Genomic DNA, 12,895 nt, shown 5'->3' with positions numbered 1-12,895 from the left:
ACGACAGGGCGGCGTTTCGACGGCCGCGTGGCGTCTCGACGGCAGCGTGGCGTCTCGGCGACCGGGCGGCGTCTCGACGGCAGCGTGACGTCTCGCGTCCGGCAGGGCGTCGCACCGGCCGGGAGGCTCGGCACGGTCGGTCGTCCGGGGTACCGTCGTCGCATGGACCGTTCCGAGATCCTCGCGGCCGCAGCAGCGGCCCACGCCGCCCGCATCGCCGCCGCGGGCGGTGACGACACCGCCGCACGCGACCGTGCCGAGGCCGCCTCGGCCGCGCCCGCACCGGAGCGCCGTCGGTCCGCGGACGCCGAACGCGCCGCGGAGTCCGGCCGGGCTGCCGACCGCACCGAGGGTGCGCTGTCGGACTGGCGCCGGATGGGCACCCGTCGCGGGGTGACGCCGGACGCGCAGGTGCGGAGTGCGTGGACGGTCACCGGGATCCCGGAGCAGGGGGACGCCCGGGCCTTCGCGAACGTGCTGCTCTCCACCGCGGGGCACGCCGGCCGGGTCGCCGACGCCGCGCGCCGCAACGAACGGCTGACCGGGGCGGCCCGGGCGGCCGCACGACGGACGGTCCGTCGGTACACGGATCACGGTGCCGGCATGTCGGCGATCGGCGACGTCCTCGACGCCGGGCCGGTCGAGCGTGCCGAGCCGGTCGAGCTGGACCTGCCGGACGAGCGGGACCTGCCGGACGACACCGAGCGCTGACGTCCGTCCGCGCTACCGCCGGTAGGGGTCCAGGTTGAGGACCGTGTCCTCGTAGAGGTACTGCTGGTCCCCGTAGACCGTGACGTCCGGGTTCAGCCAGACCAGGTCCTTCACCGACAGCCCGAAGCGAGCCGCGACCGAGCCGATGAGGTCCTCGGACGCGATCCGGTACGCGGTCGGGGCGCCGTCGGTCGATCCGTCGCTGCTGGACTTCCCGGTGGCGTTCTGCCGGGCACCGCCGTCGACCGGGTGCACGTTCGTCGTGCGGGCCGGCACCGACCACCGGACCGGCTGCACGGCGAGCACCTTGCCGGGGCCGATCTCGACCGGCAGGTCCGGGCCGGCCGAGGCAGCCGCCGAGTAGACGACGATCGCGCCGAGCCAGGACGGGTCCGCGCGGCCGGGGTCGAGCGCCGTCGACGCGGGCGCTGCCGCTGCCCCGGGGCCACCGCCGAGCGTGGTGTCGCCGACGCCGTGCCAGGTGATGCCGTCGCCGACCGAGGGTGGCGTCTCGAGGAACGTGGTCGCGACGGGGACGGGCAGGGTGGAGGCGAAGCTCGACCACTGCGCGGTCGGGGTGCCGTCCGCGCCGACGACGACGCGGTAGTGGAACCGGACGCTGCCCTTCGGTGTGACGACGTCGGCTTCGCTGAGGACGCTGCCGACCGGGATCGGCGAGACGGTGGGGTCCGGGGCAGCGGCCTCCGTGGGGACCGCTGTCGGCGTGCGGGGCGAGGCGGACTCGGCGATCCGGCGGGCCTCGGCGCTGGCGCTCGGGTCGGCCTCGGGCGTGGCCGGGGCGGTGCTGGCGGTGGTCCGCTGTGGCGCGGGGAACTCGTCCGGCCCACGCAGCAGCGAGCACCCGGCCGTGGCGGTCGTGACCAGGACGGCGAGCGCGAGTGCCGCCGTCCGTCGTCGGCTGTTCCCCTGGTGTCCGTCGCCGTGCTGCATGGTCCCCCTGTGTTCGTGCCGCGCGACCCCTGGCTGACGGATCGTCGACTTCTGACCCGGAGAGCCTACCGGCGTCGACGTCAGCGGCCCGGTGGGAAGATCAGAGACGGTCCACTCCGCGAGCGGGAACACCTCCGAACGCGCAGTGGACCGCTCCGATGCTGACCAGGGCTTTCATGGACCGGTCCAAGTCGCAATACGACTTGTTGTCCGGTTGACAGGACAAAGTTTCTGGGTCACGATCACTCCCACGCGATGACGCGCGATCACGGACGAAGGAGTCACCGACATGGTCGACATCAAACCGGCAGGACCGACTGTCGCCCTGCCCCCGAACGGCGCCGGTCCCCACCAGCGACGCCTCGGGATGCTGGCGCTGGTCGCCACCTTCGGCGGGCTGCTCTTCGGCTACGACACCGGGGTGATCAACGGCGCCCTGCGGCCGATGACCATCGAGCTCGGCCTGACGAACTTCACCGAGGGGGTCGTCACCAGCTCCCTGCTCTTCGGTGCCGCCATCGGTGCCATGCTCGGCGGCCGCATCGCCGACGGCTGGGGCCGACGCAAGACGATCCTGGTGCTGGCGGTGACGTTCTTCGTCGGCACCCTGGCGTGCGTGTTCGCCCCGACCTTCGGCGTGATCGTCGTCGGCCGTGTGCTCCTCGGGCTGGCGGTCGGCGGGGCGTCGACGGTCGTCCCGGTGTTCCTGGCCGAACTGGCCCCGTACGAGATCCGCGGGTCGCTGTCCGGCCGCAACGAACTGATGATCGTCATCGGCCAGCTCGCCGCCTTCCTGGTGAACGCGGTCATCGGCAGCCTGTGGGGTGAGGGCAACGGCGTCTGGCGCGTCATGCTCGCCGTCTGCGCCCTGCCCGCGATCGCGCTCTTCGTCGGCATGCTGCGGGTGCCGGAGTCGCCCCGGTGGCTCGCCTCGAAGGGCCGCAACGCCGAGGCGCTCGACGTCCTGCGCCAGATCCGCTCCGACGACCGTGCCGAGGCCGAGATCGAGGACATCAAGCGCAGCAACGAGCTCGAGGCGCAGATCCAGCACGAGAGCGGCTGGCGCACCCTGCTCGGCAACAAGTGGCTGATCCGGATCGTGCTCATCGGTGCCGGCCTCGGCGTCGCGCAGCAGCTCACCGGCATCAACTCGATCATGTACTACGGCCAGACGGTCCTCATCGAGTCCGGCTTCCAGGCCTCGGCCGCCCTCATCGCCAACATCGCGCCCGGGGTCATCGCCGTCATCGGTGGCGTCATCGCGATCATGAACATGGAACGCATCAACCGCCGGACCACCCTGATCATCGGGTTCTCGCTGACGACGGTCTGCCACTTCCTCATCGGCATCGCCTCGGTCGCCCTGCCCGATGGCAACCCGGCCCGCCCCTGGGTGATCCTGTTCCTCGTCGTCGCGTTCGTCGGGTCGATGCAGACCTTCCTCAACATCGCCGTCTGGGTCGTCCTGTCTGAGATCTTCCCGACGCAGATCCGCGCGCTCGGCATGGGCATCTCGGTGTTCTGCCTCTGGATCGCGAACGCCTTCCTGGGGCTGTACTTCCCGACGATCGTCGCCGCGACCGGCATCACCGGCACGTTCTTCGGCTTCGGCATCGTCGGTCTGCTGGCGCTGTTCTTCATCTGGAAGTTCGTGCCGGAGAGCCGCGGCCGCACCCTCGAAGAGGTCGAAGAGGGCGTCACGACCGGCAACATCTTCACCGTCGACAAGGCGGGTCGCCGCACGCACTGACGCGGTCCCGCGGCGGTCGCCATCGCGGTCGTCGCGACCACACGACGGACGGGAGGCCCGGTACCAGCTGGTACCGGGCCTCCCGTCCGTCATGTGCGTGCGTCCTACGGGCGCAGGAGCACCTTGCCGACGCGACCCGCGGTGTCGCTCGCGCGAGCGGCGTCACGGGCGTCCTCGAACGCGAACGTCTCGGAGACGGGCAGCGTGAGCGACCCGTCGAGCACGCGCGTGATGAGCTCGCCGAAGAGCTGCTGCTTCGTCTCGGCCGGCATCGTGCGGCTGACGACGCTGCCCCAGAAGCCCTTGACGGTCAGCTGGCCGAAGATGACCTTGCCGGACGGGATCTCGAGCGTGGGGGAGGCCATCGCGCCGAAGACGACGAGCGTGGCGTCCTCACCGAGAACCGAGGCGATGTCGCCCGCGGCCTTGCCGCCGACGGACTCGACGCCGGCGATGATCGGGGCGCCGCCGGTGATCGCGGTGACCTGGTCCTGCCAGTCGTCCGCGTCGGTGGCGACGACGCGCTCGATGCCCTGCTCGCGCAGTTCCTCGACACCGGCGGCGCGACGCACCAGACCGATGACGTTGATGCCGCGGGCGGCGCCGAGCTGGGCGACCATGCGGCCGACCGCGCCGTTGGCGGCGTTCTGGATGAGCCAGTCGCCCTCGTGCAGGTCGAGCGAGTGCAGCAGGCTGATCGCGCTGAACGGCATCGAGACGAGCTGGGCGGCGGCCTCGTCGGGCATCGCGTCCGGCACGGGGATCAGGCCGGCCGCGTCGGCGACGTAGTACTCGGCCCAGACGCCGAACGTGCCACCGGCGACGCGCTGGCCGACGGTGAGGTTCGTGACGCCCTCGCCCAGGGACTCGACGACGCCGAGTGCCTCGGTGCCGGACTGGGCGGGCAGCTCGGGCTTGAAGCCGTAGGTGCCGCGGATGGTCCACAGGTCGTGGTTGTGGATCGGGGAGAGCACGGTCCGGACGAGGACCTGGCCGGCGCCCGGGGTGGGGACGGGGCGCTGCTCGACGGTCAGGACGTCGGCGGGCTCGCCGAACTGCGGGTGGACGACGGCGCGCATCGTGTTCTGGTCTGCCATGGTCTAGTCCTCCGAGACGGTGATCGTGACGTCGATGTTGCCGCGCGTCGCGTTCGAGTACGGGCACACCTGGTGGGCGGCGTCCGCGAGGGCCTGGGCCTGGTCGTGGTCCATGCCCGGGATGACGACCTCGAGCATGACGGCGAGCTGGAAGCCGCCCTGGCCGTTCGGGCCGATCTGGACGCGACCGCCGACGGAGGAGTCGGCGACCTTGACCTTCTGCGAGCGGGCGACGCCCTGCAGAGCGGAGTGGAAGCACGCGGCGTAGCCGGCGGCGAAGAGCTGCTCGGGGTTGGCGCCGGCGCCGGAGCCGCCCATCTCCTTGGGGATGGCCATGTCCAGCTCGAACGTGCCGTCGCTGGTCTGGACCTTGCCGTTGCGGCCTTCGCCGGTGGACAGGGCTTCTGCGGTGTAGAGGACGTCCATGTGGGGTTCCTTCCTTCGTGGGGTCTGTGTGGTGTGCGTACGGCGCCGGGTTCCGCGCTGGGCGACAGGACTCGGGCCGATCGGGGCGAGCGGTGTCGCTCAGCCCGAAGTGGGGGGAGCGGCCGCCGCTCGGTGCATCGCCTCGGTGAGGTGCTGCAGGGTCGCGATGAGTTCGAGGGCCGACTGCTCGTCGGTGAGCCCGGTGCCCGCGGCGATGCGTGCCGGGACGTGGGCGAGTTCGGTGCGGAGTGCGAGCCCGCGGTCGCCGGTCGTGACGGTGACGACGCGCTCGTCGGTGCTGCGGCGTTCGCGGCGGACCAGGTCGGCCTGCTCCATGCGCTTGAGCAGCGGGGAGAGCGTGCCGGAGTCGAGCTGCAGGTGTTCGCCGAGGCTCGAGACGGTCTGGTCGCCCTCCACCCACAGGGTCACGAGGACCAGGTACTGCGGGTAGGTGAGGCCCCAGGGGTCGAGCAGGGTGCGGTACGCCTGGGTGGTCGCCCGGGTCGCTGCGTAGAGGGAGAAGCACACCATCTCGTCGGTCACGGACATGTCCACCACTGTTGCACGCGACCGGATTGCGCACAACTCAGTTCACCGGATGCCCAGGGTCCGGATGCCCGGGGTTCGGCTGCACAGCGTCCGGGCTGCACGACGGCGGTGTGCTGGCAGCGCACGTCGGGACGGGTGTCGTCGGAGCCGGTTAGGCTGGCCGGACCGACGATGACCAGCAACCACCCAGCCTCCGCACCGACGACGACCACAGCGATCCCGCGAGTCGGCTCCTCGGCGTCCCACGGCAAGACGATCCTCATCGGCGAACACGCCGTGGTCTACGGCGCACCCGCCCTCGTCCTGCCGGTGACCGACGTCCGTGTGACCGCCACCGCGACCCCGCTGTCGGCCGGCGCCGAGCCGACGCTGGAGTCGACGGTCCACACCGGGCCGCTCGGCAGCGCGCCCGCCGCGGTCCTGCCCACCGTCACCGCCGTCACGGCCACGCTCCGCCACCTGGCGCAGACCGGCCACCCGGAGGCCGAGGCCACGCCGCTGCACGTCCTGGTCGACAGCCAGGTGCCCACCGCCCGGGGTATGGGCTCGAGCGCCGCCGTCGCCGCTGCCGTGACCGCCGCCGTCGCCGACGTGTTCGGCGTCGCGCTCGACACCGACACCCACCACGAACTCATCCAGCAGTGCGAGCGCGTCGCGCACGGCCGCCCCTCCGGACTCGACGCCCGCGGGGTCGTCGCCTCCGAGCCCGTCTGGTTCGCCGCCGGGGTCATCGAGCCCGTGCAGGTCACCGGCCGCTTCGTCTTCGTGGTCGCCGACACCGGCGTGCCGGGCCACACCCGCGAAGCCGTCGCCGCCGTCCGGGAACGCCACGACCGTGCCCCCGAGATGGTCGACGCCGTCGTCGAGCGCATCGGTGGACTCGCCCGGGCCGCGCGGGGGACACTCGTGGACGGCGATGCCCAGGGCCTCGGTGTCACCATGGACGCCGCGCACGAACTGCTCACCACCCTCGACGTGTCGAGTGCGGACCTCGACCGGCTCGTCGGTGCCGCACGCAGCGCGGACGCCCTCGGCGCGAAGCTCACCGGCGGCGGCCGCGGCGGATGCGTCCTGGCCCTCGCCGCCGACGACGAACACGCCGCCCGCATCGCGACCGCACTGCGCACCGCCGGGGCGACCGCCACCTGGACCACCTCGATCGGAGCCCGCGCCTGATGACCTCCACCGCCGTCGCGCACCCCAACATCGCGCTCGTGAAGTACTGGGGCAAGGCGGACGCCGACCTCGCGCTGCCCGCCACCGGCAGCGTCTCGATGGGCCTCGACGTCTTCCCCACCACGACCTCCGTCACCCTGCTCGACCAGGGTGAGCCGGACGCCTTCACGCTCAACGGCCGCGTCGTCGACGACGGTGCCCTGGTGCGGGTCGAACGCTTCCTCGACCTGGTCCGCCAGCTCGCCGGCTCGGACGCCCGTGCCGCCGTCGTCTCGGAGAACACCGTGCCCACCGGCGCCGGCCTGGCCTCGAGCGCGTCGGGCTTCGCCGCCCTCGCGGTCGCCGCCGCCGACGCGTACGGGCTCGACCTGTCGGCGCGGGACCTCTCCCGACTCGCCCGTCGCGGTTCCGGTTCGGCCACGCGGTCGATCCCCGGCGGGGTGTCCGTCTGGCATGCCGGCGACGACCAGGCCTCGTTCGCCGAGACCGTCCCCGCGCCGCCGATGGCCATGGTGGTCGTCACGATCAACGACGGCCCGAAGGAGATCGGCTCGCGCGAGGCGATGCGTCGCACCATCGCGACGTCGCCGTTCTACCCGGCGTGGGTCACCTCGACGACCGTCACCGTGGACGACATGCTCGCCGCGTGCGCCGCGGGCGACTTCACCCGGATCGGCGAGCTCACCGAGAGCAACGCGCTCCGCATGCACGCCACGATCGAGGGCGCCTTCCCGCCCATCCGCTACCTGAACAGCCGCAGCGTCGCCGTGTTCGACGCCGTCGCCGCGATGCGGGCCGACGGACTCGAGGCGTACGCCACGGCGGACGCCGGCCCGAACGTCGTCGTGCTCTGCCGTCCGGCGGACCGGGCCCGGGTGGCGACCGCGCTCGACGGGTACGGCGCGGTCATCGAGTCCGGCACCGGACCAGCCGCCCGCCTGCTCCGCTCCGAAGGCACGGGGGAGACCCCCGAGGCAGAGGAGCGCACCAGATGATCGAGTTCCGAGCCCACGGCAAGCTGTTCGTGGCCGGCGAGTACGCCGTCGTCGAGCCCGGACAGCCGTCGGTGCTCATCGCCCTCGACCGGGCCATCACCGCCCGGGTGACCGAGGGGCACGGCGCCGGCAGCGTGCACTCGGAGGAGTACGGCAACCTCCCGCTGACCTGGACCCGTGCCGAGGACGGCCTGGCGCTCGACCGCGAGCACCACCCCTACGACTACGTGATGGCGACGATCGACCTGGTCGAGAAGCTCCGCGCTGAGCTCGGCATCGCACCGCGCTTCCACGACCTGCGCATCGAGAGCCAGCTCGACGACGCCAGCGGCCGGAAGTTCGGACTCGGGTCCTCGGCCGCGGTGACCGTCGCGACCGTCGGCGCCCTCGACCGGTTCTACGGGCTCGGCCTCTCGCAGCGCCGGCGCTTCATGGTGGCGCTGCTCGCCACGATCCGGGTCGCCCCGCGTGCGTCCGGCGGCGACCTCGCGGCCAGCACGTTCGGCGGCTGGCTCCGGTACAGCGCGCCCGACCGGGAGGCCCTGGCCGGCCTGCTCGACGAGCGCTCGGTCTCCGCGATCCTCGACGACGACCAGGCCTGGGCCGGCTTCGACGTCGAACACCTGCCCGCACCGGCGGACCTCCGCCTCCTGGTCGGGTGGACCGGTTCGCCGGCGTCCACCACCAAGCTCGTCGGCGTCGTCCGCCGACACCGTGACGGTGACTACGCGGCGTTCCTCGACGCCAGCCGGGCCTGCGTCGACGACCTGACCGAGGGCCTCCGCACCGGCGACGCCGAGCGCACGCTCGCCGCGCTCCGCCGTGCCCGCGGTCTGCTCCAGGGCCTCGGCACGTCCGTCGGCTCGCAGATCGAGACCCCCCGGCTCGCGACCCTGTGCGACGTCGTCGAGGCCGCCGGCGGGGCCGCGAAGCCCTCCGGTGCCGGCGGCGGCGACTGCGGCATCGCGCTCGTCCCCGTGGACAGCGACGCCGCCGACATCTTCCGCGCCTGGGAGGCGCACGACATCAGGCACCTCAGCGTCGCGGTGCAACCCGAGGAAGGGAGCACGCGATGAGCGAGCTGCAGACCCCGATCCCCACGAAGTGGGTCGGACCGATCCGCGTCAGCGGCAACGCCGTCGAGGGCGAGCACGAGGTGCCCCTCGCTACCTACGAGTCGCCGCTCTGGCCCTCCGTCGGCCGTGGCGCGCGGATCTCGCGGATGATCGAGGGCGGCATCGTCTCGACCGTCGTCGACGAGCGGATGACCCGCTCCGTCGTGGTCCGTGCCGCCAGTGCGGCCGCCGCCCACATCTCCGCCGGCCGGATCCTGGCCCGCCAGAGCGAACTCGAGACGATCGTCGCCGGGCAGAGCCGGTTCGCGAAGCTCATCGAGGTGCACCCGGAGATCGTCGGGGACCTGCTGTTCCTGCGCTTCGCGTTCACCACGGGCGACGCCTCCGGCCACAACATGGTGACCCAGGCGGCGGACACCCTGCTGCCGGCGATCCTGGCCTGGGAGCCCGAGCTCCGCTACGTGTCGATCTCCGGCAACTTCTGCTCCGACAAGAAGGCCACCGCGGTGAACGGCATCCGCGGGCGCGGGCGGAACACCATCGCCGAGATCGTGATCCCGGGCGAGGTCGTCGAGAAGCGCCTGCGGTCCTCCACCGAGCGGATCGTCGAGCTCAACACCGCGAAGAACCTGGTCGGGTCGACGATCGCCGGAGCCCTGCGCTCGGCGAACGCGCACTACGCCAACATGCTGCTCGGCTTCTACCTGGCCACCGGGCAGGACGCCGCGAACATCGTCGAGGGCTCGCAGGGCATCACGCTCGCGCAGGCCCGCGGCGACGACCTGTACTTCTCGTGCTCGCTGCCGCACCTGATCGTCGGCACCGTCGGCAACGGCAAGGGCAACGACCTGCCCGTCGTCGAGGACGCCCTGGTGCGCCTCGGCTGCCGGGAGGACCGCGAGCCCGGCGCCAACGCCCGCCGCCTGGCCGCGCTCTGTGCCGCCACCGTGCTGTGCGGGGAACTCTCGCTGCTCGCCGCCCAGACGAACCCGGGCGAGCTGATGGCAGCCCACGTCGCGATGGAACGCCGCGGCCACCGACCCGAAGGAGCCTCGGCATGACCGCCCAGCACCCACTCGCACTGGGCATCCACGACCTCGCCATCGCGACGGGGCACCACGTGCTCGACCTCGACGACCTGGCCGCCGCGAACGGCGTCGACCCGGCGAAGTACCACGTCGGCATCGGCCAGGACGCCTTCAGTGTCCCCGCCCCCGACGAGGACATCGTCACCATGGGCGCCGCCGCCGCGAAGCAGGTGCTCGACCGCCACGGCGTCGACGGCATCCGCACGGTGCTGTTCGCCACCGAGTCCGGTGTCGACCAGTCGAAGGCCGCGGGCGTGTACGTCCACGGGCTGCTCGGCCTGCCGCGCAACGTCCGCGTCGTCGAGCTGAAGCAGGCCTGCTACGGCGGGACCGCGGCGGTGCAGATGGCCCTCGGCATCATCGCCCGCGACCCGAGCGAACGCGTGCTCGTCATCGCCGCCGACGTCGCCCGCTACGACGTCGAGACCGCTGCCGAGCCGACCCAGGGTGCCGGTGCGGTCGCGATGCTCATAGCCGCCGACCCCGACCTGATCGAGCTCGAGCCCCGGTCCGGCCTGTTCACCGCGGACGTCGACGACTTCTGGCGGCCGAACGACCGCTCCACCGCCCTCGTCGACGGCCGGCTGTCGGTCACCGCCTACGTCGACTCGTTCCTCGGCGCCTGGGACGACCTCGCAGCACGCGGCGGCCCCGGCATCGAGACGATCGACCGCTTCGTCCACCACCAGCCGTTCACGAAGATGGCGATCAAGGCGCACCGGAAGCTCGCCCAGCACGTGGGCGTGCCGTTCGAGGAGACCGAACTCGCGATCGGCTTCACGTACAACCGGCAGACCGGCAACACCTACACGGCGTCGCTGTGGATCGCCCTCGGTGCGCTGCTCGACCTGGACGACGACCTGGCCGGCGCCCGCATCGGCATGTTCAGCTACGGCTCGGGCAGCGTCGGCGAACTCATGACGGGCATCGTCCGCCCCGAGTACCAGCAGCACCGCCGCACCGGCCGGGTGCGCGAGCTGCTCGCCGCGCGCGTGCCGCTGTCGGTCGAGGCCTACCGCGAACTGCACGCCGCCGGCGCGGCCACCAGCGAGGACGTCGACCGTCCCCGCGTCACGTCGGCACCGTTCCGGTTCGCCGGGGTGTCCGGCGGCGCGCGGCACTACGAGGCCACCGGCGTCTGAACCGCGGTCCCGGGAGGCCCGTGATCGGCCTCCCGAGACCGGCCACCGTCCGCCAGTCCGCTCGTCGGGCCGTGTGGCCGTGCGCTCATCCGGCGTGCGCGGTACTCCGTGTACGTGATCCGCGGATGACCGGTACCCCCTGGTCGGGGGACGGATCCGGACGTAGCGTCGAGGGACGAGCGGCACCGCACCAGGGAGCAGTGCCGCGAGGACCAGGGAGGCGTCATGGACGCACGACGGACACCGCGAGCCGGAGCGGCATCATGACCCGGCACGAGACCCATCCCGGCCTGGCGCCGGCGACCACGCGGAACCACCGGGAGCAGCAGTGGCTGCCACCGTTCCGCGACCCGGCTTGCAACGCCGTCGACGTCGTGCACACGCAGGTCGTCCGCGGTGCGCCGTTCGCCAGCGCGGGGGCGCGCGGGCGGGAGCGGATCGCGGAGCTGACGGTCACCGGGCTGGGCTGACCGTCGTCGGTCCGCGCGGACGCGGGTCTGGTCGGGCCGAGCCAGGCCAGGCGAGACCAGGCCGGGCCGGCGCCGGACGTGCGGCGACCCGCGGTGCGCGGGGCGTGCCTCCCGTCCGCAGTGCCGGCGTGACCGTCAGCGGACCGCCCGTCCCGGGATCGTGACCGGGGTCGGTTCGGAGGCGGTGCCCGCCTCGGTCGCGGGCGTCGTGCCGGTCCGGACCGGGTGACGACGACCAGACCGGAACACCCACGCCTTGAACAGGACGAACCGGACGACCGTGGCCACGAGGTTCGCGCCGGTCAGCACCGCGATCTCCGCCGTGTGCGTCGAGCCCGGGGCGACGGCGTGCAGCACCACGAGTGAGCCGGAGGTCATCGCCCAGGCGATCGCGAACACCACGAGCCCCTGGACCTGGTGCCGTCCCGAACCGGCTCGGCCGCGCACCCCGAAGGTGAACCGGCGGTTCAGCGCCGTGTTGCCGACCGCGGTGAGCAGCAGCGCGAGGAAGTCCGCGGACTGCGCGCCGATCGCCGGACGGAACAGGGCGTACAGCACGGCGAACGCGACCGTCGACAGCACACCCACGGCACCGAACCGGAGCACCTGGCCACCGAGCCCGACGTGCGCCGGGGTGAAGGGGCGGCGGCCGATCGCCTCGTACACCGGCGCGATCGGCACGCGTCCCGAGGCCAGACCACGCGAGACCCGCCACATGCCCCGGAGGTCCTCGGTCGCGGTCGAGGCGATGTGCACGGAGGAGTTGACGTCGTCGACCCAGTCGACCGGGACCTCGTGGATGCGCAGGCCGGCGTGCTCGGCCAGGACGAGCATCTCGGTGTCGAAGAACCACGCGTCGTCCTCGCAGAGCGGCAGCAGGTGGTGGGCGGCCTCGGCGGTGACGGCCTTGAACCCGCACTGCGCGTCCGAGAAGGCCACCCCCATCGTCGTCCGGAGCAGTGCGTTGTACGAGCGCGAGATGAACTCGCGCTTGCTGCCCCGGACCACGCGGGAGGTGCCGGCCAGCCGGGTCCCGATCGCCAGGTCCGAGTGGCCGGACAGCAGCGGGGCGACCAGGGGCTCGAGCGCGGCGAGGTCGGTGGACAGGTCCTCGTCGACGTACACGAGCACGCGGGCCGGCGACGCTCCCCACACGGCCTTCAGCGCGCGGCCGCGGCCCTTCAGCGGCAGGTGCACGGCGTGGACCCCGGGCAGCATCGCGGCCAGGTCGTCGGCGATGCGGGCGGTGTCGTCGGTCGAGGCGTTGTCGGCGATCGTGATGCGCCACGAGTGGTGCAGTGACGTCGTGCAGAAGGCGTGCAGCCGTCGGACGTGCGCGGCGAGGGTGTCCTGCTCGTCGTGGCACGGGACGACGATGTCGATGTCGAGGGTGGGGTTCGTCTCCGTCATGCGGATCATGCTCGGCAGCGGGACAGTGGGGGCCGGAGCAGGGCGCTGTGGTGC

At 72.6% G+C, this 12,895-nt stretch carries 13 protein-coding genes; 8 read left to right on the top strand and 5 right to left on the bottom strand.

Features of this window, described 5'->3' with window-relative positions:
- Positions 1-162: 162 nt before the first annotated feature.
- Positions 163-711 carry a hypothetical protein gene (locus DEI97_RS14005; RefSeq protein WP_146248102.1) on the top strand — a complete coding sequence of 183 codons (549 nt, stop codon included), beginning with the start codon at positions 163-165 and terminating at the stop codon, positions 709-711.
- 12 nt (positions 712-723) lie between these two features.
- Here DEI97_RS14005 and DEI97_RS14000 read toward each other — a convergent pair whose 3' ends face one another.
- Positions 724-1,662 (bottom strand): LysM domain-containing protein, encoded by a 939-nt coding sequence (locus tag DEI97_RS14000; RefSeq protein ID WP_111074478.1) that lies wholly within the window; start codon positions 1,660-1,662, stop codon positions 724-726.
- Positions 1,663-1,951: 289 nt separating this feature from the next.
- Between DEI97_RS14000 and DEI97_RS13995 the strand changes: the two genes are divergently transcribed.
- Positions 1,952-3,412: a sugar porter family MFS transporter gene (locus tag DEI97_RS13995; RefSeq protein ID WP_111074479.1), complete on the top strand. Its 1,461-nt coding sequence runs from the start codon at positions 1,952-1,954 to the stop codon at positions 3,410-3,412.
- 104 nt (positions 3,413-3,516) lie between these two features.
- Here the strand turns inward: DEI97_RS13995 and DEI97_RS13990 are convergent, their stop codons facing one another.
- From DEI97_RS13990 to DEI97_RS13980, 3 genes are all read right to left on the bottom strand, one after another.
- Positions 3,517-4,491, bottom strand: coding sequence for a zinc-binding dehydrogenase (locus DEI97_RS13990; protein WP_111074625.1), 975 nt, complete (start codon positions 4,489-4,491; stop codon positions 3,517-3,519).
- Between the two features lie 21 nt (positions 4,492-4,512).
- Complete coding sequence (locus tag DEI97_RS13985; protein WP_111074480.1) at positions 4,513-4,935, bottom strand: organic hydroperoxide resistance protein; 423 nt, start codon at positions 4,933-4,935, stop codon at positions 4,513-4,515.
- Positions 4,936-5,034: 99 nt separating this feature from the next.
- On the bottom strand, positions 5,035-5,484 hold the full coding sequence (locus tag DEI97_RS13980; protein WP_181439199.1) for a MarR family winged helix-turn-helix transcriptional regulator: 450 nt from the start codon (positions 5,482-5,484) through the stop codon (positions 5,035-5,037).
- Positions 5,485-5,655: 171 nt separating this feature from the next.
- Between DEI97_RS13980 and mvk the strand changes: the two genes are divergently transcribed.
- The 6 genes from mvk (at position 5,656) to DEI97_RS13950 (ending at position 11,431) form a co-directional block, all read left to right on the top strand.
- Positions 5,656-6,660: a mevalonate kinase gene (gene mvk, locus DEI97_RS13975; RefSeq protein WP_111074481.1), complete on the top strand. Its 1,005-nt coding sequence runs from the start codon at positions 5,656-5,658 to the stop codon at positions 6,658-6,660.
- On the top strand, positions 6,660-7,655 hold the full coding sequence (mvaD, locus tag DEI97_RS13970) for a diphosphomevalonate decarboxylase (RefSeq protein WP_258376671.1): 996 nt from the start codon (positions 6,660-6,662) through the stop codon (positions 7,653-7,655). Before mvk ends, mvaD begins: the two co-directional genes overlap by 1 nt.
- On the top strand, positions 7,652-8,731 hold the full coding sequence (locus DEI97_RS13965) for a phosphomevalonate kinase (RefSeq protein ID WP_111074482.1): 1,080 nt from the start codon (positions 7,652-7,654) through the stop codon (positions 8,729-8,731). The genes mvaD and DEI97_RS13965 overlap by 4 nt, the downstream gene beginning before the upstream one ends.
- Positions 8,728-9,792: a hydroxymethylglutaryl-coenzyme A reductase family protein gene (locus tag DEI97_RS13960; protein ID WP_111074483.1), complete on the top strand. Its 1,065-nt coding sequence runs from the start codon at positions 8,728-8,730 to the stop codon at positions 9,790-9,792. The genes DEI97_RS13965 and DEI97_RS13960 overlap by 4 nt, the downstream gene beginning before the upstream one ends.
- Positions 9,789-10,961, top strand: a complete 1,173-nt coding sequence (locus DEI97_RS13955; RefSeq protein WP_111074484.1) for a hydroxymethylglutaryl-CoA synthase — start codon at positions 9,789-9,791, stop codon at positions 10,959-10,961. Before DEI97_RS13960 ends, DEI97_RS13955 begins: the two co-directional genes overlap by 4 nt.
- A gap of 263 nt (positions 10,962-11,224) precedes the next feature.
- The gene (locus DEI97_RS13950; RefSeq protein ID WP_111074485.1) at positions 11,225-11,431 is read left to right on the top strand and encodes a hypothetical protein; all 207 of its coding nucleotides are present in this window, start codon (positions 11,225-11,227) and stop codon (positions 11,429-11,431) included.
- Between the two features lie 135 nt (positions 11,432-11,566).
- Here the strand turns inward: DEI97_RS13950 and DEI97_RS13945 are convergent, their stop codons facing one another.
- A complete protein-coding gene (locus tag DEI97_RS13945) occupies positions 11,567-12,841 on the bottom strand; it encodes a glycosyltransferase (RefSeq protein ID WP_253464460.1) in 1,275 nt (424 codons plus the stop codon).
- Positions 12,842-12,895: the final 54 nt, after the last annotated feature.

This window comes from Curtobacterium sp. MCLR17_032, assembly GCF_003234795.2.
GTDB lineage: Bacteria > Actinomycetota > Actinomycetes > Actinomycetales > Microbacteriaceae > Curtobacterium.
The sequence above is the reverse complement of the archived record's forward strand: the minus strand, read 5'-3'. Positions and strand labels throughout refer to the sequence as shown.

Excerpts from the sequence above, each read along its gene's own strand:
- DEI97_RS14005 (WP_146248102.1), top strand. The coding sequence starts at position 163 with ATGGACCGTTCCGAGATCCTCGCGGCCGCAGCAGCGGCCCACGCCGCC.
- DEI97_RS14000 (WP_111074478.1), bottom strand. The coding sequence starts at position 1,662 with ATGCAGCACGGCGACGGACACCAGGGGAACAGCCGACGACGGACGGCG.
- DEI97_RS13995 (WP_111074479.1), top strand. The coding sequence starts at position 1,952 with ATGGTCGACATCAAACCGGCAGGACCGACTGTCGCCCTGCCCCCGAAC.
- DEI97_RS13990 (WP_111074625.1), bottom strand. The coding sequence starts at position 4,491 with ATGCGCGCCGTCGTCCACCCGCAGTTCGGCGAGCCCGCCGACGTCCTG.
- DEI97_RS13985 (WP_111074480.1), bottom strand. The coding sequence starts at position 4,935 with ATGGACGTCCTCTACACCGCAGAAGCCCTGTCCACCGGCGAAGGCCGC.
- DEI97_RS13980 (WP_181439199.1), bottom strand. The coding sequence starts at position 5,484 with ATGTCCGTGACCGACGAGATGGTGTGCTTCTCCCTCTACGCAGCGACC.
- mvk (WP_111074481.1), top strand. The coding sequence starts at position 5,656 with ATGACCAGCAACCACCCAGCCTCCGCACCGACGACGACCACAGCGATC.
- mvaD (WP_258376671.1), top strand. The coding sequence starts at position 6,660 with ATGACCTCCACCGCCGTCGCGCACCCCAACATCGCGCTCGTGAAGTAC.
- DEI97_RS13965 (WP_111074482.1), top strand. The coding sequence starts at position 7,652 with ATGATCGAGTTCCGAGCCCACGGCAAGCTGTTCGTGGCCGGCGAGTAC.
- DEI97_RS13960 (WP_111074483.1), top strand. The coding sequence starts at position 8,728 with ATGAGCGAGCTGCAGACCCCGATCCCCACGAAGTGGGTCGGACCGATC.
- DEI97_RS13955 (WP_111074484.1), top strand. The coding sequence starts at position 9,789 with ATGACCGCCCAGCACCCACTCGCACTGGGCATCCACGACCTCGCCATC.
- DEI97_RS13950 (WP_111074485.1), top strand. The coding sequence starts at position 11,225 with ATGACCCGGCACGAGACCCATCCCGGCCTGGCGCCGGCGACCACGCGG.
- DEI97_RS13945 (WP_253464460.1), bottom strand. The coding sequence starts at position 12,841 with ATGACGGAGACGAACCCCACCCTCGACATCGACATCGTCGTCCCGTGC.